Annotated in this window: 18 protein-coding genes; 13 read left to right on the top strand and 5 right to left on the bottom strand. The window is 49.3% G+C overall.

The window, feature by feature from the left end:
• Nucleotides 1–108: 108 nt before the first annotated feature.
• Nucleotides 109–903 carry a LuxR C-terminal-related transcriptional regulator gene (locus tag SIB73_RS10125; protein WP_413405427.1) on the bottom strand — a complete coding sequence of 265 codons (795 nt, stop codon included), beginning with the start codon at nucleotides 901–903 and terminating at the stop codon, nucleotides 109–111.
• A 335-nt stretch (nucleotides 904–1,238) separates the two neighbouring features.
• Here SIB73_RS10125 and SIB73_RS10120 point away from each other — a divergent pair, with 335 nt between their 5' ends.
• The 8 genes from SIB73_RS10120 to SIB73_RS10085 all read left to right on the top strand — a co-directional run bounded on the left by SIB73_RS10120 (nucleotide 1,239) and on the right by SIB73_RS10085 (nucleotide 10,752).
• On the top strand, nucleotides 1,239–1,529 hold the full coding sequence (locus SIB73_RS10120; RefSeq protein ID WP_413439800.1) for a hypothetical protein: 291 nt from the start codon (nucleotides 1,239–1,241) through the stop codon (nucleotides 1,527–1,529).
• A complete protein-coding gene (locus tag SIB73_RS10115; RefSeq protein ID WP_413439591.1) occupies nucleotides 1,436–1,705 on the top strand; it encodes an MAPEG family protein in 270 nt (89 codons plus the stop codon). Before SIB73_RS10120 ends, SIB73_RS10115 begins: the two co-directional genes overlap by 94 nt.
• Nucleotides 1,706–3,915: 2,210 nt before the next feature.
• Nucleotides 3,916–4,179 carry a Nif11-like leader peptide family RiPP precursor gene (locus SIB73_RS10110; protein ID WP_413405431.1) on the top strand — a complete coding sequence of 88 codons (264 nt, stop codon included), beginning with the start codon at nucleotides 3,916–3,918 and terminating at the stop codon, nucleotides 4,177–4,179.
• A gap of 400 nt (nucleotides 4,180–4,579) precedes the next feature.
• On the top strand, nucleotides 4,580–5,050 hold the full coding sequence (locus SIB73_RS10105; RefSeq protein WP_413405432.1) for a hypothetical protein: 471 nt from the start codon (nucleotides 4,580–4,582) through the stop codon (nucleotides 5,048–5,050).
• Between the two features lie 536 nt (nucleotides 5,051–5,586).
• Nucleotides 5,587–5,859, top strand: a complete 273-nt coding sequence (locus SIB73_RS10100) for a DUF3303 domain-containing protein (protein ID WP_413406278.1) — start codon at nucleotides 5,587–5,589, stop codon at nucleotides 5,857–5,859.
• 1,487 nt (nucleotides 5,860–7,346) lie between these two features.
• Nucleotides 7,347–8,381 (top strand): chlorophyll a/b binding light-harvesting protein, encoded by a 1,035-nt coding sequence (locus SIB73_RS10095; RefSeq protein WP_413405434.1) that lies wholly within the window; start codon nucleotides 7,347–7,349, stop codon nucleotides 8,379–8,381.
• A 677-nt stretch (nucleotides 8,382–9,058) separates the two neighbouring features.
• Nucleotides 9,059–9,790, top strand: a complete 732-nt coding sequence (locus SIB73_RS10090; RefSeq protein ID WP_413405436.1) for an alpha/beta fold hydrolase — start codon at nucleotides 9,059–9,061, stop codon at nucleotides 9,788–9,790.
• 2 nt (nucleotides 9,791–9,792) lie between these two features.
• Nucleotides 9,793–10,752 (top strand): NAD(P)/FAD-dependent oxidoreductase, encoded by a 960-nt coding sequence (locus SIB73_RS10085; protein WP_413405438.1) that lies wholly within the window; start codon nucleotides 9,793–9,795, stop codon nucleotides 10,750–10,752.
• Between the two features lie 70 nt (nucleotides 10,753–10,822).
• Here SIB73_RS10085 and fldA read toward each other — a convergent pair whose 3' ends face one another.
• From fldA to SIB73_RS10070, 3 genes are all read right to left on the bottom strand, one after another.
• Nucleotides 10,823–11,329, bottom strand: a complete 507-nt coding sequence (gene fldA, locus SIB73_RS10080) for a flavodoxin FldA (protein WP_413405440.1) — start codon at nucleotides 11,327–11,329, stop codon at nucleotides 10,823–10,825.
• 615 nt (nucleotides 11,330–11,944) lie between these two features.
• Nucleotides 11,945–13,591, bottom strand: a complete 1,647-nt coding sequence (locus SIB73_RS10075; protein ID WP_413405441.1) for a SulP family inorganic anion transporter — start codon at nucleotides 13,589–13,591, stop codon at nucleotides 11,945–11,947.
• A gap of 4 nt (nucleotides 13,592–13,595) precedes the next feature.
• Nucleotides 13,596–13,964, bottom strand: coding sequence for a hypothetical protein (locus SIB73_RS10070; protein WP_413405443.1), 369 nt, complete (start codon nucleotides 13,962–13,964; stop codon nucleotides 13,596–13,598).
• Between the two features lie 117 nt (nucleotides 13,965–14,081).
• Here SIB73_RS10070 and SIB73_RS10065 point away from each other — a divergent pair, with 117 nt between their 5' ends.
• The 4 genes from SIB73_RS10065 to SIB73_RS10050 all read left to right on the top strand — a co-directional run bounded on the left by SIB73_RS10065 (nucleotide 14,082) and on the right by SIB73_RS10050 (nucleotide 19,025).
• Nucleotides 14,082–15,086: a DnaJ C-terminal domain-containing protein gene (locus SIB73_RS10065; protein ID WP_413406280.1), complete on the top strand. Its 1,005-nt coding sequence runs from the start codon at nucleotides 14,082–14,084 to the stop codon at nucleotides 15,084–15,086.
• 53 nt (nucleotides 15,087–15,139) lie between these two features.
• Complete coding sequence (gene hemB / locus SIB73_RS10060; RefSeq protein WP_413405445.1) at nucleotides 15,140–16,141, top strand: porphobilinogen synthase; 1,002 nt, start codon at nucleotides 15,140–15,142, stop codon at nucleotides 16,139–16,141.
• 110 nt (nucleotides 16,142–16,251) lie between these two features.
• Nucleotides 16,252–16,650: a VOC family protein gene (locus SIB73_RS10055; protein WP_413405446.1), complete on the top strand. Its 399-nt coding sequence runs from the start codon at nucleotides 16,252–16,254 to the stop codon at nucleotides 16,648–16,650.
• A complete protein-coding gene (locus SIB73_RS10050) occupies nucleotides 16,650–19,025 on the top strand; it encodes an endonuclease MutS2 (protein WP_413405448.1) in 2,376 nt (791 codons plus the stop codon). The genes SIB73_RS10055 and SIB73_RS10050 overlap by 1 nt, the downstream gene beginning before the upstream one ends.
• A 12-nt stretch (nucleotides 19,026–19,037) precedes the next feature.
• On the opposite strand, the gene SIB73_RS10045 is transcribed toward SIB73_RS10050, so the two are convergent.
• Nucleotides 19,038–20,270: an ABC transporter ATP-binding protein gene (locus tag SIB73_RS10045; RefSeq protein WP_413405450.1), complete on the bottom strand. Its 1,233-nt coding sequence runs from the start codon at nucleotides 20,268–20,270 to the stop codon at nucleotides 19,038–19,040.
• Between the two features lie 60 nt (nucleotides 20,271–20,330).
• Between SIB73_RS10045 and obgE the strand changes: the two genes are divergently transcribed.
• Nucleotides 20,331–21,320, top strand: a complete 990-nt coding sequence (obgE, locus tag SIB73_RS10040) for a GTPase ObgE (protein ID WP_413406281.1) — start codon at nucleotides 20,331–20,333, stop codon at nucleotides 21,318–21,320.
• Nucleotides 21,321–21,375 lie beyond the last annotated feature (55 nt).

Here is a 21,375-nt window from a genome sequence, read left to right as displayed (position 1 = left end):
TTATCCCTGGCGATATCGATTGGTTGTTGCGGTTCAATTAAACACGATTAAATGCTGAGATTGTTTTTAACCCTGGATTGAGTCGGTTCAGTCTTTAACTATAACAATCTATAGGTCAACTTCCACAAGGCCATGTGTTAAAGCAAATACAGCGGCTTGAGTTCTGTCTCTAACACCCAGTTTTTGAATTGTTGTACTGACGTGGCTCTTAATTGTTTCAGAGGATAAAAATAATGATTCTGCGATTTCAGAATTCTTCATGCCTTGGATAATGCAGCGCAGAACTTCTCGTTCTCGTTCAGAGAGTGCATCGATGAATTTAGGTGCTTGTTTGATCTTGGCTGTTGCTGCTGCACGAACTGATTTTGGGTAATAAACACCGCCATCATTTGTTGTGGTCAGTGCATTGATAAAGTCTCCATGACCCGATCCCACGGACGAAATAAACATGACGCCATCTGCTCCAGCGTCCATTGCTTCATGGACAACGTCAGTTGTTTCTCTTCCCAGAAAAATGAGCGCAATGATTTTTGGATTATGTAACTTTACCTTTTCGACAAGACGAATGCCGTATCCTTTTTCAAGATCTTCACTTGTGATTAATAGATCGGGGTTCGTTTGAAGCTGCAATTCCAGACCTTCGTCCTCAGTTGTTGCTCCACCAACCAGTGATTGTAAAATTGGCGAGCATAGACATAATGCTGTGAGAGTTAATCGATTTTTGCTACACACCAAGACTCTTTTATCTTTGAGTAGTTTATGGCATTGATCAGCTGCTTGCATAAGTGGCTGATCGTTTGGGTTGATGAGCACGCGCAGAACATCATCTGAAATCATTCTACTAGAGCGTTGTTTGAATGCAATTCTTTGCGTTTTTGTTTGCTTGATTCGGATCAAGCTCATCTTGCGCAGGACGCATCATTTCCACCAACACTGCTGAGCAAGTGACTTTTTTAATGATCACAATCATCTTTTGGTGTTTGTTTTCTTTATACGTCCATTTTGATTTGTCGACGAATTGGTGGAAGGAATGCGGATGTGGCTGTTTCGTGTTGGGCGAATATTGATCATTTGCAGGGTTGATTATCTTTCGCTCAGGCGCCAGTATTTTTACAAAGCATTATTTTGCTTGCAAGTATTGATTGATGCTCTGTTCGTGCTTCGCTCGGATTTCAGGGTTGAAATTTAAAAAATTAATTCTGTCAATTCAGCAGTAATGATTAGAATATTCGTATCAAATGATTTTGCGCTTTATCTCAATGTCTTTCCTCTCGTCTCCAGCCTATGCCGAAGCTGTGCCATACGTGTGGTCGCTTGTTTTGTCGTTCTTCATGGTGATTTTGAGTATTGCCTCTCTTTATGCGGCTCGGTTTAACTCACAGTTTGAGATGAGTGATTTGTCGTCTCTGCGTACAATGTTTGATCGTTATCCAGCTTGGGGAAAAAGGGCAAGTTGGGCACAAAAAATAGCTTTGAATCGTTTACGCTGCACGCTCCGGCAGCGTTATTGGCCATCCTTGTTGTTTTGAGTGGTCTCGATCTTCCGCCTATTGCCACCTTTGTTGCTGTTGCTCATCCAATTCTTCGAGCTATCTACGTCATTGTGTACATATCGAATCTTGCTTTCTTGAGGTCGCTTACCTGGGCTCTTGGTTTGATCTGTAGTGGTACTCTTTATGGTCTTTGCTTGTCGGTAATCACTTAACTTTGAAACTGTTTTTTTGTGATGAACCGATCGCACACTACAGCTTCCAGAAATGACAACGATATTCTTATGATGTAATTTTGGTAAACAAAGCCTATATTTTTCACCCCCAATCTCGTTGACTATCCAGATGGTCAACAAATTTCTGGATGATTTTGATGCAGAAAGCATGATCCACCCCATGAACAGACTTCCAGCTTTCATACATTACGCCTAGATCTTCCCAGGCATCTTCATACACCGAATCGGGATAGTTATTGCATTCTATGGTTGACAACAGTTGACTCCCGTTTCCAATGGTTTTAATATTCAGGCCCTTGTTTTGATCACTTTTTATTGATTCTTAACGAGTTGTCTGTTCCTGGCTTTGGATCTGCCTGATATAGGCTGATTCGTGCGGGCTTTGCTGAATTTTTTGAAGGCTAGGTTATATTTTTGAATTCTAATGACTTGAATCTTTGGCTGTGAAACTTTTGTGGCGGCTGCTATTGCGCTCATTGCTTAATCACAAAAATAATACATTTTATTCAAATTGTTCTGAGCACGGCTGATAGATTTGTCGACTAAAATTAGGCATGCTTCAAATATTTTTGCTGTGACCACTCTTGTTGCTTCATTACTAGGTATAGGAAATTGGTGAATGCATCTTCCTTTTAAAGTTTACTTATAACGAGTCGTAGGCCAGTCCTGTTGATACGAATAAAAAACCTGCAATAAAAATGCCTGCGTAAATCAGGAGTACTCGCATGCTCACAGGACGTCCTGCAGATCAAATAGACTAATATCATTGTTGATGACGGCTTCAATGTGTTGTGTAACACCAGCCTCCTTGAGTGATATGCATTATGGTCAATTGAATTTTTGATGTGATGCAAAAATTACTAGCCTTGTTCACCAATTTGTTCCAAACGTTCTTCAATGTTTTGAAGGGAGGTGACCGATGGTTCTTGGTGATTGATGAGGTTGTTGTTGCTCAAGAAACCATCGAGAGTCGGAACAAGCAGCTTGAAGAGAAGAGGATAAACTCAGCACGCCGAGATGATTTCAACCGTCGTTATGAGTTGCAGTGCCTTAATTCTTCTGACCATTTAACATTTACAGAGATTTGGTCAACTTTGAACCCGATATCTATTTTTAATTTCTTGAGGTATAGTTTGAGTGACGTTGTGTAATCTATTCTGAAACGATCATGCTTTCTATATGCTTTTAGTGGAAATTAATTTCCACTAAAAGCATAATTTTTTCGTGTTTTCCTTTATAGGCGTCAAAACAAGGTCATTATGTTTCTTTTCAGTACTAGGTTTGTCGTTCGCTTCGTGGATGTAGCCAATGTTGCCAAGGCGTCGAAGCATGCAAATTCATTCTTCATACGAATTCATGAAGTTCTATACTACGCACATCTGAGCTTTTTATCATCGGCGACCTTACTCCAAAGAGCATTCCTGTTCGAACCCTTCGACGTGGGTACATCAGTGAGTTTATTAGCATGGCCAAAACTGTGCAACCGCAGGGTTTTGCGCCTTCGAAAATTGATAATTTAGAAACTTTTGATTATATGGAAGTTGCTTCTCGCGTCAAAAAATAACTATCAATAATTGCCATCCTTTTAACTTTATATTGCTTCAAAAGTGTTGGGAGTATTCTATAAAGCGCTTATGGTCTATCTAAAAATCTAGTCCTATTTGAGTATGGTCATTATTTATTTTTTGATTAGACTGTGAGGAGTCTTTTTTATTTTAATGTATTTTTTTGTAGATTCCGATGAGAATATTGATGTGATTTGGCAAAAAATCATTGAAACGATGAGCTCTGGTTTGTCTAAAACTATATGTCCTAATGCTTCTAGTTTTATTACGACGAATGATGGGCTTGAATGCATCGTTCGTACAGCTAAAGGCGAATTGTTGGCTAATTGTTATTCAGAAGATAATCGCATGGGTGGCAGGCGATGGACAATTATGCTTGTCGGTTAATTAACCCTATAACAGCAGATTGCAATTTTAAGTGGATCGCAGTTGTTTCTGATTCTTGCTTTACCTATAATTTGTTTTTCGTCTACCGCATGATCAGCTAGTCATTTTTATTTGCATCTTGATTTTTCTTTGTTGAACAATTTTGTCGATTTGTTGACTGACTTAATCTAAAGTTTGTTTCCTGATTGTTAGCAATTCCACGATTAGTCGTATGGTTGTATCTGATTTTAGATTTTTATGACTCAGCAATCCCAATTACCTTTTTACATGGGAAGACTCAGAGACTGTCAGCGGGCCGAAAAAGATCTCTGCTTTTTCCTCGCACGTCTCAAGAACGATCATGTTCTCCAGCAGAAAATTAGGATGGCCAACAATGAAGATCATGTTGTTGCGATTGCCTTGGCAGAGGGCTTTGTTCTCGATAAGGAAAAGTTTTGGTTGTTTGAATCAAACGATTTCAAGCGACACGTTGAGCGCAGAGGTTTTTATATTAAAAAATAAATATCCTGACTTTTGCTCATTAATGTTTTTCTGTGAGAATTGGATTGGAATTTTAGACGCTTACCCTGGTAATTCTACCTGCCGTTGTTTTTTTGCCGCCGTTTCTTCGGAATGATTCGACTTTGAATAAATCTTGTTTTGTTTATACTACACTCGCTAGATTGGAGCATCATGCTTCTCCATTCTGGATAGTTTTAAACAAGGGCATTGAGACTGCGGTCTTAATGTGCATCAATTGTTCAAAAGATGATGCAATAATTGATCTGATGGTTTGGATTACGGCTGTTCCACTACTGTTTAATTGAGGTGCGTCAATCGATACATCTCTGTGCATAGTTGCATTTGCCGATTTCTTTGATTTGCAGCATTGTGATTTTGAGATTTACCTGGAATGAACTTCTTGAATAAACGATTTTTTCTAGGCTTCTTTTCCTTTCTCATTTCTATTTTTATTTCTGCTACTGCCGTCGAAGCACTTGATCTCGAATTGAGTCAGCTTGATCTAGTGAAGTGCGATACAGCTGACCCTGCATCGAAGCAGCCCAAGGGATATCGTTCTGGTTGCTACATATTAGATGGACAAATCAGAAGCGACGCCCAAAGTGTGATTAAAGATGTGGATGTTTTTGCTTTTATCTATGATGCTTCAGGCGAAGAAGTACTTCCAAATCGTCCAAGAATTGGATCTATTAATAATGTGCCTGTAGGCACTAGCCAATTTTCTGTTCGTGTACCAATACCTAATTTTGCTGTACCACCTTTCACGATCAAAAAAGCCAAAGCCAGGGTGGCAATACCAGTCCCAACAATTTCTCAGGATCCGTCCGACGAGGACATACTTCCTCTTGAACGTGATATAAATTTTAAATAGTCTCTTAGTGTCCCTTTATCCAAAAATACATTTGTTTATTCAATTACTTATATAGTGATCTGGCTATCTTCAATCCGTCTTTTTGTTTTAGCTGTTTTGGCTTGCCTGTGACAGCCTGAATTTTCGGGGAGCGTGTGTCGTTTTTATTTCGTTGATTCTGAGCTCGAATCCAATAACTCATGAGTCGCGATCAATACGTGTTTGTATTTAGAATGATTTATCTTTATTGATACGATGTTTATCGCGCTTGGTTTGTTTCTAGCTATCGGAATTGGACTTTTTGTTTTGTCATTATTTGAATGATTCGGCCTCTTCGTTGACATCGATCTGCTCTTTTCGCTTGTCGACTATAATTAATATTCCGCTTCCTTCTTGTTTCTGAGATCTGGTTGCAGATTTTTTGCTCTTTCCTTATGCTGACTCACGGTGATGCATTTCACTATTGCTTGCTAAGATAATTTTCTTCGCTAATGTATTCATTGGTTCTTTTATTTTTCGCATTTTGTGCGACTCTGCCTGAGTCAATCATTCCATTTATGACTTTTTTGATGCATTGGTCTTTTAAGATTGGATATCACGAAATTGCAGCGAAGAAATTCCTGTCCACGGGAGCACCTTTTCCCGCCTGTAAATCCTGGAAGCGCTTCCACGGCCCTGGTTCTGTAGAAGGTTGGATTCTTGTTGAAGCTGACAGTGCTGATGCCTGTTACGAGCACGCTGCTGAATGGGCAGAGTGCCTTGATTGGGAGCTGACACCAGTGCTCACCGATGATCAGGCTGGCCCGTTGATTGCCAAAGCCTATAGCTGAATATCGAGACATACAGAATGCTTCATACTATTGGTATGAAGCATTCTGAGTTGAAATTGATTAATAACCGGCTTGAGTCACGCTTGGCGCCCATGCATTGCGCTGATATTCTTAATCACAATTTTTGCTTTCAGAATACTTTTTTCCAGCGTTGATTGGTGATCATGTTGCTGTTTCTGAGTTGTCTGAAAAGTGTCTAATAGTTTTTGTGTTTAATATTTCATCATCGAATATATTTTAATTTTTCTCATTTCATTTTTATTTTTACTGTCATTAGTCGCATGTATAGGGAATGTCAGCTTAAATTTCTCGAGTACTATCTCTCCTTTTACTCTTTTCGTTAATCACAAGGCTTGTAGCATTCAAGGCTCCAGATTTGACCTGATGATCCACTGTTTTGTCGCAAATGAAGCGCACTCGGTCGACCCCTCGTTCACAATTGAAGTGCGACTTGGATAATCGCTGCTCATTCAGATTCATCTGATATGAGTAAGATGCAGGTGGGCACCGGCATCATGATTGTAGAGTTGTCGGGCTGACAGCTCTACAATCCACCACAAAAAAATTTATGTCAATTTGTCAAAAGCTGATATTGATTCCTAAAATTATTCCTTTATATTGCTCCTATCTTTTTATGGACGAGGAAGGTTTCGTGGATTAATGACAAAACATTTTATATCTCTCATAATTGATTTTGGAGACACAAATAAGTGCTCTGAAATCATTTGATAAGTCCATCCTTGTTGTCTCAAGGCCATTGCAATTCTCACACGTTTGCTACGCCAGCCTTCGCTAGGCCCTAATCGTCTTGAGATCTGATTTGAGGAACTCACTGATACGTTGAGCATCAAACAATTAATTATCCGCTTTAGCGGCGTGATTGACTGTTAGTAATGATTGCACCCTTGGTAGATTTTGAATATTTCAACATGGCCGAGTAGTAAAAGTCGATTGTTATCTTCAGTTTGATTAATAGTTGAGGTTTTAAATCGCGCTTGTGCGGTCTAAGCTGTGTTTTTTTTATTTCAGTAAAGTTGCTCCAGAACCTCTTGCGATTTTCTGCTTCTTATTCTTATTTTTGTTGATTTCAGAATAAGTTAACCGTAGTCGCTTTCACAGCACGCGAGGGCTACCTGGATGTGCTGTAGCCCATTCGATAAGGCTGATTTGTTTGGTTTGAACTGAGGTTGTTGTCGACAGTATCGTGCGGATTTCGATTCAGCTTTGATTTCGCCAGCCCTGACAATTGCTGAGCATCTGTTTTGTTTATTACATCAAGCCTCGTATCCTTCCAAGTAAAATTTACCTTTTAGAAGATTTGGCCACCCTTCATGGCGCCTCAGCAATGCCCCTGTCATCCGCTACATGCATGGGTTAAAAAAGAAAATTTTGATCGTCTCATAAAATTTCAGCTTGAAAACTATTGTTAACGGATGATTGGAGCAAATTGATTGGTACTTAGGTTGTGATTGCCTTTCATTTTCCCAATGCAATCGTATGGAAATTCATCAGTCACTTATGACTGGTGGGCGGGAAATTCTGGAGTAGCGAAGCGCTCCGGCTCTTTCATCGCTGCGCATGCTGCACATGCCGGTCTCATCATGTTCTGGGCCGGAGCATTTACTCTTTTTGAACTCGCTCGATACGACGGCTCCCTTCCGATGGGTGAGCAGGGTCTGATTTTGATTCCTCACCTTGCTGGTTTAGGTCTCGGTGTTGGGGATGGTGGAGTCATCATTGACCAACAGCCCTTGATCGTGGTCGCTGCAACTCACCTGGTTTCTTCAGCCGTACTTGGTGCTGCAGGCATCTGGCACACACTGAGAGCTCCCAAGGATCTTTCAGAGGCAACAGGACGGGCGAAAAAGTTTGATTTCAGTTGGGACGATCCCAAAAAGTTGACTTTCATCCTTGGCCATCACCTGATCTTCCTTGGCCTGGGCGTCATCGCATTCGTTGAGTGGGCTCGTGTTCACGGTATTTATGATGCTTCTATCGGGGCTGTTCGTACTGTTGAGCCTAATATCGACCTGGGAATGGTTTGGGGTTATCAAACAAACTTCCTGACAATCAGCAGTCTTGAAGATGTAATGGGTGGCCATGCTGTTTTGGCGTTCATCCTCACCTTTGGCGGTGTTTGGCATATCATCAGTTCACCTTTTGGTCCGTTCAAAAAAGTCCTTATTTACAATGGTGAGTCAATCCTTTCTTACTCACTTGCTGGCATCGCATTGATGGGTTTTGTGACCGCCATCTGGTGTGCACAAAATACAACTATTTATCCAGTTGAATTGTATGGTGCTCCTCTGAAGCTTAATTTTGCTTTCTCTCCTTATTTCACAGACACCTCAACTCTTCCTGGTGATGCACACACAGCGCGTGCATGGCTTGCAAACACCCATTTCTATCTCGCATTTTTCTTCCTCCAGGGTCATCTCTGGCATGCTTTGAGAGGCATGGGTTTCAATTTCAAGAGTGTTGTTAATGCATTCGAGTCTATGGATAAAGCAAAAATCAACTGATTTTATCTTTGTTCTTTAATCAACCAAAGCCCCTTCTCCAGGGGCTTTTTTAATGTCATTAGATCGTTGCTATGCAGTCGCAGTCCTCATACTTCGATTGCCATACCCCCACTTTTACTGCTTCCCCAAGGATCAAAGCAAACTGCTAGACCCTTTCAGTTCAATCTCGTTAAAGGCAAGATGTTCATAGATCAGCTCACTGATCAGTCATCTGTTTCTGCTGAGCTCCAGCAGCAGCGTTGTTTTGCATGGAACGCTGCAACGATGCTTTTTATACTTGGTTGTTGTGTGTGATTCGTTTATTTTTGCTTAATAATTGAGAGCTATTGTTTTGATTAGTGCTCGATCGGAATTTTTCTCTAATGAGTCAAGGATTGTAGACCTATACCTTGCGACTACCTGCTCGGGTTCCATCACTGATAGCGCCTATCAATCGTTGGTCTGTCTTGAAGAATCCGCTGATCAGGGTGATCGGAAACTCATCAAGCATTTAAAAAAAAGGATTATGCAAGGGTCAATCCTGGTGACTGATCCTTTGTGATCAGTAGATCACTCACCAAGCTCGAAGCTATTTTATACAACGCCTTGTTCGTTGTGATTTACTTCGGGTTCCGCGCTCTTTCAAAATAATTGAAATGGTGCAACATATGTCTCAAGACAAGGTCCTCTGGATCGACTTGCAGCCGACCTTGCATTGTCTCAATCAGCGAGTAGCTCAATCATTGAGTCGTACGTTTGTTGTGCAACGTTGGTCTTTTCAGCACGATCTCGATGAGTCCTGTACTGTTGGCACAATTCATGAGCTGCTGAGACAGACCCTTCAGGCGTCTTCAGAGCAATACCATCTGATAGGGCATGGGCTCAGTGGCACTATTGCTGCCCTTTTTGCAGAAAAGTACCCCACCCTGGTAAAATCTCTTACACTGATATCGGTGGATACCCTTTCTGCCAACCACTGGTCCTCCCACTATCTGGGACTGAGGAGCCAGTTGCCGTCTTCAAGGCAATCTATTTTGAGACATTTGTCCTCGTCACTTTTTAACACAGACAGCTCTCGTACTGCTGATGCGTTGTCGTGCCTACTTGCAAAGTGTTTAGACAGTGAATTTATTCAAGGTTCAATAATTAACAACCAATACGTGGATAATTTATCTCTAACTGTTGTTCCCACTTTTGTCTTAAATGGCGAGCATGATTTTGTTATCGATATCAATGCGCGCGACCGCTGGTCCAAAACGCTAAAGTCTGGTGATCGTTATGTTTGTATGAAGCTGGGGCGTCATTTTTTCCACTTTGATCAATCTCAACAAGTGGCAGATTTAATCACCGCTTTCCTGCAAATGGTTCCTGGTTCATGGATTGATAGGGAAATCAGTTCTTGTGATTTCACGTCCTTCGTTCGGAGTTAATCATGTCAGATATCTTTGAAGCCGATGTGATTATTGTCGGAGGAGGTCCTGCCGGCTGTGCGTGCGCTCTCTACACAGCTCGCTCATCACTAAAAACTTACATTTTGGATAAGAATCCAGCTGTTGGTGCGCTCGCAATTACTCATAAAATTGCGAATTATCCTGGTGTTCCTGCGGACACATCTGGCGCAGATCTTTTGAAAACAATGAGAGATCAAGCTATCAGTTATGGTGCCGAATATAAACAAGTCCAAGTGTATGGCATAGATTTATCTGATCCCCAAAAGACTGTGTATACACCTGAAGGTACTTTTAAAGGAAAAACCCTTGTTTTAGCTACTGGCGCAATGGGACGGACCTCAACATTGCCTGGAGAAGATGAGTTCTTGGGGCGAGGTGTTAGTTACTGTGCAACTTGTGATGGTGCTTTTTATAAAAATCAGCAGGTTGCTGTTTATGGATCCAATCAAGAAGCTATCGATGAAGCTCTTGTTTTGACAAAGTTTGCTTCGACCGTGCATTGGATCACCAACAGCAAGCCTAATACAAATTCTAATGGTCTTTCTCAACTTCAATCCGCACCCAATGTCCAGCATTGGAAGCGTACTCGACTGACTTCGGTTGAGGGTGATGATTCGGGTGTCACATCTGTCAAAGTCCAAGAGTCTGGAAGTCAGGAGGATTCAAGTTTGGATGTGAACGGTGTTTTTGTTTATTCCTCTGGTAGCTTACCGATCACTGATTACTTGCATGGTCAAATTCCCTTAACTGAAGAAGGTGGCGTTCAAGTCAATGACGATATGATGACTGGCTTAGACGGTGTTTGGGCCATTGGTGATATTCGGAATACTCCTTTCAAGCAAGCAGTGGTCGCCTGTTCAGATGGATGTATAGCTGCAATGTCAATTGACAAGTTCCTGAATCAACGGAAGGAAATTAGAGTCGATTGGGTTCACCGTTAACGATACTTCTGTAAGCAAAAAAAAAAGCGCCTGAGGGCGCTTTGTCTGTAAATGATGTTTTGAAAGCAGATCAGGCTTCAGAGTTGATTTGCTCAACCCAGGCTGAAAGTCTCTGATCAGTCAGTTCAGACTCATTGTCTTCATCGATTGGAAGTCCGCAGAATTTGCCATCAACGACACTTTTTGACTCGTCGAAGGTGTAACCCTCGGGAGAGACCTTGCCAATCAGTTTGGCGCCTGATTTCTGGAATGCACTGTAAAGCTCTTCCATTGCATCACAGAAGTAATCTCCATAACCTGAAGAATCTCCAAGTCCGAGAATCGCTACAGGCTTGCCTGCAAAATCCTGATCAGGAATTTCAGTGATCAGATCATCCCAGGCAGTGCCTGAGCGGGCTTCATCGGCTCCAGTGTTCCAGGTTGGAATGCAGCAGACAAGAGCTTCTGCTGAAACCAATTCGTCTACACCGCTGATGCTGTCAACGTCTTTTGCATCAGTCCCTAGGAGTTCCTTCAGACGATCGGCAATATCTTCCGTTTTGCCTGTTGATGTTGCAAAGAAAATCGTGAAAGCCATAGGAATTGGATAACCAGGACATCATCCTTGCTTTGGAGCGAGATTGTTCCTGCTTTTGACGCGCTGCTTCGTTATATCGAACACTGCGCGGCGTACTTTTGCTACATACTTATAACATTTTGTGTTGACACTGCTTTTTTTAGCACGCTTCGCGTCTCATCTGTAACGGCATCTCTTGTGGCGTTGTCATTTCGCGATATTCGGACAGTGCCTGGTCGAATCCTGCCTCTCGGACCCTTGTGAGCCACTGCTTGCGTTTGCGCGAGTCAGATTCAATGTGATCAATAAATGCCTCGAGAATCTGCTTGCCAGCAAGGGCCATGTCTGCACTTTTTTGCTTCTAAGACTCTATCCCTGGTCATGGTTGGCTTTGGCTTGAGTTTTACGGTTTAGCGTATCTATTGTTAGGACGCTATTTCTTGGGTTGTGGTGGAGCCGGCCTGTGGTTTTTCTGTCGTTTCCAGTTCCTTCAACCGTTGCAATTTTGCGATTTTTTGATTTCAGGAGCTTCCTTTATCTGGTTCTGTTGGATTGTTGCTCAGCTTGCTGGCCTCAATGCTTTTATAGAACGGAATAGCCAAGGCTGGGTTTTTAAAAGTCATTGGATGGCTTTGCTCAAGATTCCTTGTTGATTTTTTCTAAGGCCACGTTTAATGCTTCGAATCTGTCGTCGATCAGGTGAATGACTCCGAGTTGTGCAAGTCGTTGTTTGACTTTCCCACTTGCGCCAGTGACAATTACTGTTCTACGGTGACGTTTTGCCTCGTTTGACATCCGCTCGATTGCAAGGCTTGCGGTGATACCGAGATGAGGAACCTCAGTGATGTCCAGGAGCAGGATTCTGTACTGCTTTATCAGCATCATTCGTTCGCTGATTCCCTTTGCAGCTCCGAAACTCAAAGGTCCTTTCATCCTGAACAGGAGGAGATCGTCGCCGCAGCACTTCAGTAAATTTTGTTCTTTTTCTGTTAGATGACCAGTCGCGGTGTTCATGTTTCCGAGCTGATGGTTGGTCAACGATTCAATGGTTAAAAGGTTGGCCACGAACATCCCTACCAGGACCGCTCCGATCAGGTCCCAGAACACAGTCATCAGCAGAACTCCCCACATCACCAGGGCAGTTTTGAATGACAATCTGTGGGCACGAAGCAGAAAGCCCCAGTCAATGATGTCAAGCCCAACTTTGATCAGAATTCCTGCGAGCAGAGCCGTGGGAATCCCTTCAGCCAGCGGGCCGGCTCCAAGCAATAAAATCAACAACACCACGGAATGTGTCATTCCTGAGAGTGGTGTTTTTCCACCTGATCTGATATTGATCACAGTGCGCATCGTTGCGCCTGCACCTGGGAGACCGCTGAACAATCCAGAGACGCTGTTGGCTATGCCCTGACCCACCAGCTCTCTGTTGGATAGATGTCGACTCTGGCTGATGTTGTCGGCAACCAGTGAAGTCAGCAGAGAGTCAATGGACCCAAGCACCGCGAGAACCATGCCTGCTCGCAGCAGTAGCGGTAAGTCGGTTCTCCAGTTCGGACTGTTGAAACTCAGTCCTCCTGCTGGTATAGCACCGATTCGGGGCAGGTTCTCTGGAAAAATCCACAGGGCAAGTGGTGTGATCAACAGGAGGCCAAGTAACGGAGAGGGAATGATTTTTGTGACACGTTTCGGAGTTGTGAACACCACCACAAGTGTTGCGATTCCGACCATCAGCGCTCCAGGGTTCGGCGTGAAGTTGTTGCTCACCATCTGCAGTGATTGCAACACCCCTCCCTGACTGCTGATTCCCAGAAGTGGCCCAATCTGAAGGCCAATGATGATCACTCCGATCCCTGACATGAACCCAGAGATCACGGAATAGGGGACCAGGGTGATGTATCGCCCCAGGCGTAATACCCCCATCAGGATCTGCAGTAATCCACCAAGAACCACCGCCGCCATCACCAGGGAAAGCATGTCCTGCTGACTCAGCTCCCGGCTTGTTCCCGCAGCGGCGAGGCTGCTGACAACACCGGCAACTGTGACACTCATGGGGCCTGTGGGACCGGTCACCTGGGCAGGTGTTCCGCCAAACAGGGCGGCAAGAAAGCCGGTGATGATTGCTCCGTAGAGACCGTAAATCGCGCCTCCGGGGCCTAGTGCGGCATTGCCGAATGCCAGAGCCAGAGGCAGAGCCACTACAGCTGCAGTGACGCCACCTGTGAGATCTCCTCGCCAGTGGCGCCAATGAAAGCCATTGATCAGTGGCTCTCTTCTTGTGGTCATGGCCTCAGGGGTTATCTGTCATTCCCGACCAGATTTCAAGCTCTTTGAGAGATAGAACGCCTTCTCTTCGTTCACCGTTGGGCAGGATCCAGGTTGGATAAGCCTGGATTTTTGCCTGCTTGCAGGCAGCTGCCTGAATCGGCAGTTCCTTGGGTTTGCCGCATTCCACGTAGGGAAGACGTACAGCTGCTTCACCAAAAAGACGCCCCTGGTACTGACAGGCTGGACAACGCCATGAGCCGTAATACGTGACTTTGGTCCGGTTCAGGAAGTCGGCAAGAGCTCCGGGGTCAGGGTCTGCCTTGGCGGTTTCGCATCCCAGGCAGACAGCGCTGAGGCCGCTCAGTGCGCCAAGCAGAAGAACTTTGTACATGCGCGAAATGTACGTGTGTTCCGACGTACGGGCATCCGGCCCCCTTGATTGGTGCCGAATTCCGGACGGAACTGGGACACTGTGGCCAACCGGAGCTCATGGAGCTCACCGATCACTATGGCCGGAAGTGGATACCGCGATTACTTCAAAGTGCTCGGTGTCGAGAGAAGCGCTGATTCCGATGCGATCAAGCGGGCTTTTCGCAAGCTGGCTCGCCAATACCACCCTGATGTGAACCCAGGTGACGCCGGCGCTGAGGCTAAATTCAAGGAGGTCAGCGAGGCCTATGAAGTTCTTTCCGATCCTGACAAGCGACGCAGATACGAACAGTTCGGTCAATACTGGAACCAGGCTGGAGCTGCGGGTTCAGGACCTGGTGCTGGGGGATTTGATGTTGATTTCGGTCGTTACGGCAACTTCGACGATTTCATCAACGATCTCCTAGGTCGTTTCGGCGGCCCTGCCGCTGGAGGCTTTGGAGGCGGGCCGGGTGGATTCGCCGGTGGAGGTTTTCCTGGAGGAGGTTTTCCAGGTGGAGGCTTTGCCGGTGGTGGCTTTCCGCGTGGGTCGTCGAGAACCCCCGTCAATCTTGACGCGGAAGCCAGCGTGAAGGTGAGTTTTACCGAGGCCTTCCGCGGTGCGGAGCGGACTCTGTCCGTGAACGACGAAAGAGTTCAGGTCAAAATTCCCGCAGGTGTCAGAACAGGGTCCAGGCTTCGGCTCAAAGGCAAGGGAAATCTTCAGCCTGGGACCGGCCGCCGCGGAGATCTCTATCTCAACCTTGAGGTGCTGACTCACCCTGTCTGGCGCCTCGAGGGTGACCAGCTGCGAGGAGAACTTCCCGTGTCCATCGATGAACTGGCACTCGGTGGGACGGTGAAGGTCATGACGCCTGATGGTGAGGCCGAGGTCTCAATTCCTGCCGGCACGGCTCCAGGAAGAAGTCTGCGACTGAAAGGCAAGGGCTGGCCTCTCAAGTCAGGTCGTGGTGATCTGCTGCTCAATCTCAGCGTTCAGTGGCCCAGCAACTGGTCCGATGAGCAACGCAAGCTGCTGGAACAGCTTCGCAACTCCAGAACAGAAGATCCACGCCAAGACTGGTTCCAGAGCGCCCGTCTCTGAGTGGGTGTCGGCTTTCGACGCTTACGATCGCCTCCTTCGATCATGGCCTGCTGATGGACCTCACTTACCGCCCGCGCCGCCTGCGCCGATCTCCGGCTCTGCGCGCCATGGTTCGTGAAACAAGTCTTTCTCCCGCAGATTTCATCTATCCCCTGTTTGTGCATGAAGGCGCAGGGGTCGAGCCGATCGGGGCCATGCCCGGAGCAAGTCGCTGGAGCCTCGATCAGCTCACGGGGGAGGTGAAGCGTGCCTGGGATCTCGGCATCCGCTGTGTGGTGCTGTTCCCGAAGGTGTCTGAAGGTCTCAAAACAGAGGACGGTGCAGAGTGTTTCAACGAAAACGGTCTGATACCGCGTGCGATCCGCCAGCTGAAGCAGGAAATCCCTGAGATGGCGGTGATGACGGATGTCGCTCTGGATCCTTATTCCTGCGATGGCCATGACGGCATCGTGAGCGAGCAAGGTGTTGTGCTCAACGATGAAACCATTGAGCAGCTGTGCAGGCAGGCCGTGATGCAGGCCCGCGCCGGCGCTGATCTCATCGGTCCCAGCGACATGATGGATGGTCGGGTCGGCGCCATCCGCGAGGCGCTAGATGACGAAGGTTTCGAGCATGTTGGGGTGATCAGCTACACCGCCAAATATTCTTCGGCCTATTACGGGCCTTTCCGGGAAGCTCTTGATTCAGCGCCCCGCTCTGCAGGCAGCAAACCGATTCCTAAAAACAAGGACACCTATCAGATGGACCCTGCCAATGCCAGGGAGGCCATCACCGAGGCTCAGCTCGATGAACAGGAGGGCGCCGACATCATGATGGTGAAGCCAGGTCTCGCCTATCTCGACATCATCCATCGGTTGCGCCTGGAGTCGGAGCTTCCCATCGCTGCTTACAACGTCAGCGGCGAATATTCGATGGTGAAAGCCGCGGCGGAAAGGGGATGGATTGATGAACGCTCAGTGGTTCTCGAAACGCTGCTCAGCTTCAAAAGAGCAGGGGCTGATCTGATCCTCACTTATCACGCCTGTGATGCTGCTGAATGGTTGAAAAAGGGATGAGCCCGTGTTTCAGAGATTGAGATTCAGGCCTGGGTTTTGATCGAATTCATGATTCCGCCTTCGATCAGCGGCGGGCACCTTCAGAATGGACCCGCACTCTGGGAGCCCACATGTCTGCGGTGCAGCGCCTTGGTCATGTCGCCATCCGCGTGAGCGACATGGACCGGGCTGTTGGTTTTTACACTGCCCTTGGCATGCGCATGGTCTGGGAAGCCGACGACTGGTGTTATCTCGAGGCCGGTGACTCCCGCGACGGGCTGGCTTTGCTGGGGCCCAAATACAAGGCTGCAGGTCCTCATTTCGCCTTCCATTTCCGCGATCGCGGCGAGGTGGATGTGGTGCATGACCGCTTGAAGGCCTCAGGTGTCGCGGTGGGCGGAGTGCATGATCATCGTGACGGCACGGCTTCGTTCTACCTGCGCGATCCCGAGGGCAACTGGCTCGAGATGCTCTATGAGCCGCCAGGGGGAATCCCCACCAATCAGCCCGGAGCCGCTCAGTCCGATTGATGTCTGCTCTCGAGGAAACCCTGGAGCTGCTCGAGTGGCCCCGCCTCTGTCAACATCTTTCCAGCTTCGCCAGCACGCGTCAGGGCCGCCGGCACTGTCGTCTCGGTTCACTCCCCGATACCCTGCCTGAAAGCATCACCCTTCAGGCCAGAACGCTGGAGATGGCAAGCCTGGATGGTCTCCTCGACGGGGGTCTCAGTTTCCGTGGGGTGGGTGATCTCGAGATGACCTTGCTGCGATGCAGCAAGGGCGGTGTCGCTTCCGGAGAGGAACTGCTCACGGTCGCTGACACCCTTGGAGCGGCCCGTCGTCTGAGACGACAGATCGATGATCCTGAGTTGAGGCCGGTCTGCACAGCCCTGCTCGTGGATGTGGCCACCTTGCCCGAGCTGGAGCAGCAGCTCAAATTCGCCATTGAGGAGGGTGGTCGCGTCGCGGATCGGGCCAGTGCCGTGCTTGAAGGATTGCGCCGGCAATGGCAGGAGATGCGTTCACGGCGTCGCGACAAACTTCAGGATGTGATCCGGCGCTGGTCAGTGCACCTTCAGGACACGGTGATCTCTGAACGGCATGGACGACCTGTGCTGGCCGTGAAAGCGGGAGCCGGTGGCCAGTGTCCAGGCATGGTTCATGACAGTTCCGCCTCCGGGAGCACAGTCTTTATTGAGCCCAAGTCAGTGGTTGATCTGGGCAATCGGCTGGCGGATCTCGACGGCAGGATCCGTGAGGAAGAGCGGCGCGTTCTGGCCGAGCTCAGCTCTGCTGTTGCCGAGCAGATCGATGGACTGTTCGCGCTGACGCTGGTGCTTTTGCAGCTCGATCTGGCTTTGGCCAGAGGTCGTTATGGGCAGTGGCTCGGTGCCGTACCTCCACGGCTTGAAGCGTCTGGTGAGGCACCGTTCACCCTCCAGGATCTCCGTCATCCACTGCTGGTCTGGCAGGAGAGGAAAGAGCAGGGCCCATCCGTTGTTCCTGTCAGTGTCGATGTCTCGCCTGGTCTGCGGGTTGTCGCGATCACAGGGCCGAACACCGGCGGAAAAACCGTCACGCTCAAGAGTCTTGGCCTTGCAGCATTGATGGCGCGTGCAGGGCTCTGGATTCCCTGCTCCCGGCAGCCAGTTCTGCCTTGGTGCGCCCAGGTCCTTGCCGATATCGGCGATGAGCAGTCTCTGCAGCAAAGCCTTTCCACATTCAGCGGCCATGTGAAGCGCATCGGCCGCATCCTTGATGCCGTCGGCACCGGCCCCGCCCCGGCGCTGGTACTGCTGGATGAAGTTGGAGCAGGAACGGATCCCAGCGAAGGCAGTGCTCTGGCCACCGCATTGCTGCGCACTCTGGCGGACAGGGCCAGGCTCACTGTGGCAACAACCCACTTCGGTGAGCTCAAGGCCCTGAAATACAGCGACTCCCGTTTCGAGAACGCATCGGTCGCTTTTGACAGTGAGACACTGTCTCCCACCTATCACCTGCTCTGGGGAATTCCCGGGCGAAGCAATGCTCTTTCCATTGCCTCCAGGCTGGGTCTCGATGAGGGGGTGATCGCTCAGGCGCGAAGCCTTCTCTCTCCGCGCGGAGACGGTGAGGCCAACACGGTGATTCGTGGTCTTGAGGAGCAGCGTCAACGACAGCAGTCGGCTGCCGAGGATGCTGCAGCTTTGCTGGCGCGCACAGAACTTCTGCATGAGGAGCTGCTGAAGCGATGGGAAAAGCAGAAACAGCACTCCGCCGAACAGCAGGAGCGTGGTAGGCAGCGTCTCGAGACCTCCATTCGCTCAGGGCAGAAGGAAGTGCGTCAGCTGATCCGCCGTCTCCGTGATGATCAGGCCGATGGTGAAACGGCACGCAAAGCAGGTCAGCGTCTACGCAAGCTGGAGGATCGGCATCGTCCCGAGCCGGAGACAAGACAGCACGTTGGCTGGCGTCCTCAGGTGGGTGATCGCATCCGTGTTCTGGCACTCGGCAAAGCTGCCGAGGTGCTGGCTGTTTCTGACGATGGCTTGCAGTTGAACGTGCGCTGCGGGGTGATGCGCAGCACCGTTGATCTCTCAGCTGTGGAGAGTCTTGATGGACGCAAACCTGAACCTCCGGCACCGGTGGTTCAGATCAAGGCGCGCCGAGGCACTGGTGCTGCTGAGGTGCGCACCTCCCGCAACACGATTGATGTACGTGGCATGCGTGTGCATGAAGCTGAGGCTGCCGTTGATGAGGTGCTGCGGGGGGCGAATGGCCCCGTCTGGGTGATCCATGGAATCGGCACCGGTCGCCTGAAACGCGGCTTGCGCGACTGGTTGGCTTCACTGGCTTATGTGGAGCGTGTGCTGGATGCCGAGCAGGGTGATGGTGGCGCTGGATGCAGTGTCGTCTGGGTGCGCTGATCGATCTTCCCTTCAGTTCAGATCGGGAAGCATGGGTGTGTCGTCTCGATCTGGTGGGGGTGTCGGCATGGGAATGGCGTTCCCATGGTCGTCAAACAGGCGCCATCCACGGGGATCAGCATCCAGATGAATGCGATTCCCTGGCATTGCTCTGAAACCCGGATCCGCCCTGACCTGCACCAGGTGCTGTCCATCCAGCAACCTGCAGGTGATCAGCTGTTCGTTGCCCAGCACTTCGCTGTGACAGACGTCTGCCTGCAGGTTTCGGTTGGTGGCAGGTGCCACCTTGAGATCTTCCGGGCGGATGCCGCCATTGAGCTGTTTGCCCTCGAGACCTTCGAGAGCTGCGGCAAGTGGGCCCTCCACACTCACACGTCGTTCGCCAAGGTGGAGGGTGTGGCTGCGACCGACCTGAACTGGCAGAACATTCATGGGTGGGCTGCCGATGAACTGGGCCACAAAAAGGTTTGACGGCCAGCGGTAGAGCTCCATCGGGGTGCCCAGTTGTTGAAGTCGACCCTGATTAAGGACGGCGATCCTGTGCCCCATGGTCATGGCCTCCACCTGATCGTGGGTCACGTAGAGAGTGGTGGTCCCCAGCTGACGCTGGAGGTCCACGATGCGAGTGCGGGTGCTGCCGCGCAGCTTTGCATCGAGATTGCTCAGCGGTTCGTCCATGAGGAACACATCCGGCTGACGCGCCATGGCTCGCCCGAGGGCCACCCGTTGTTTCTGACCACCGGACAGCTCCTTGGGTCGTCGATCCAGCAACTGATCCAATTCGAGGGCGCGGGCAACCTCCAGCACCCGATGTTCCACCCTCTCTTCCCGTTCAGATCTGACTTGAAGCAGGCGCGGCAGCTCACGTGTGCTGCGATGCAATTGGTCATGAAGCTGCTGCGCGGCGCTGCGGCGGTGGCTGCGACGCAGTCCGAACCCAAGGTTGTCGCGAACGCTGAGATGGGGATAGAGCGCGTAGCTCTGGAACACCATTGCCACATTCCGCTTGGCTGGCCTCAGCCTGGTCACAGGCTGCTGCCCCACCAGGATTTCACCGGCACTGGGGGTCTCAAGGCCTGCCATCAGTCTAAGCAGGGTGCTTTTCCCGCAGCCGGAAGGACCGACCAGCACCAGAAACTCACCATCCTCAATCGACAGTGAGAGGTCACGAATCACCTCGATCGGCTCCTCACCACCACGACCTGGATAGCTCTTGCTGAGCGCCTCGAAGCGAACGCCGGCCAAGCTCAATCTCCCGTGCCCTGCGATCCTAGGGTTGGTGACTGGCACCGATCGAAGCTTTTCGTGCAGTTCATCGACCAGGCGCGCATCACCGTCCGTGGCGGCCGTGGCGGTGACGGCATCGTGGCCTTCCGTCGTGAGAAGTATGTGCCAGCCGGGGGCCCCTCAGGCGGCGATGGGGGGCATGGATCCCACGTGATCCTTGAGGCTGACTCGAATCTTCAAACGTTGCTGGATTTCAAGTACAAGCGATTGTTCGCCGGCACTGATGGTCGTCGGGGCGGCCCTAACCGCTGCACCGGGGCGTCCGGGCAGCCTCTGGTCATTCATGTTCCCTGCGGAACTGAGGTGCGACACCTCACCACGGGAATCCTCATGGGTGATCTGACCGCGCCTGGGGAGCAGCTCATGGTTGCTTTCGGAGGCCGCGGCGGTCTGGGGAATGCCCACTATCTGAGCAACCGCAACCGGGCGCCCGAAAAGTGCACCGAAGGACGTGACGGAGAGGAGTGGCCTTTGCAGCTTGAACTGAAGCTGCTGGCAGAGGTCGGCATCATCGGTCTGCCCAATGCCGGCAAAAGCACGCTGATCAGCGTCTTGTCTGCAGCCCGTCCCAAGATCGCCGAATACCCCTTCACCACTTTGGTGCCGAACCTCGGTGTGGTGCGCCGTCCGACCGGGGATGGAACTGTCTTCGCCGACATTCCCGGTCTGATTGCCGGTGCAGCCCAGGGCGCTGGACTTGGTCATGACTTTCTCCGCCACATCGAGCGCACCCGTCTGCTGATTCACGTGGTGGATGGAGGCGCGGATGATCCTCTGGACGATCTGAAGGTGGTGGAGCAAGAGCTGCAGGCGTATGGCCATGGCCTGGTCGATCGCCAGCGCCTGCTGGTGGTCAACAAGCTTGAGCTTCTCGATGACTCGGCTCGCGACGAACTGGTGGCCTCTTTGGAACAAGTGAGTGGTCGAAAGCCACTGCTGATTTCAGCGGTGATGGCTCAAGGTTTGCAGGAGCTTCTGAATCAGGTCTGGAAGGAGCTTGGCGTATGAGCTTGTGGGCTCAATCAAGTGAATTGACCTGTTTGCCTTGAACTGTGTACGCGGC

The organism is Synechococcus sp. MIT S9509 (assembly GCF_047303035.1).
GTDB lineage: Bacteria > Cyanobacteriota > Cyanobacteriia > PCC-6307 > Cyanobiaceae > Synechococcus_C.
The sequence above is the reverse complement of the archived record's forward strand: the minus strand, read 5'-3'. Positions and strand labels throughout refer to the sequence as shown.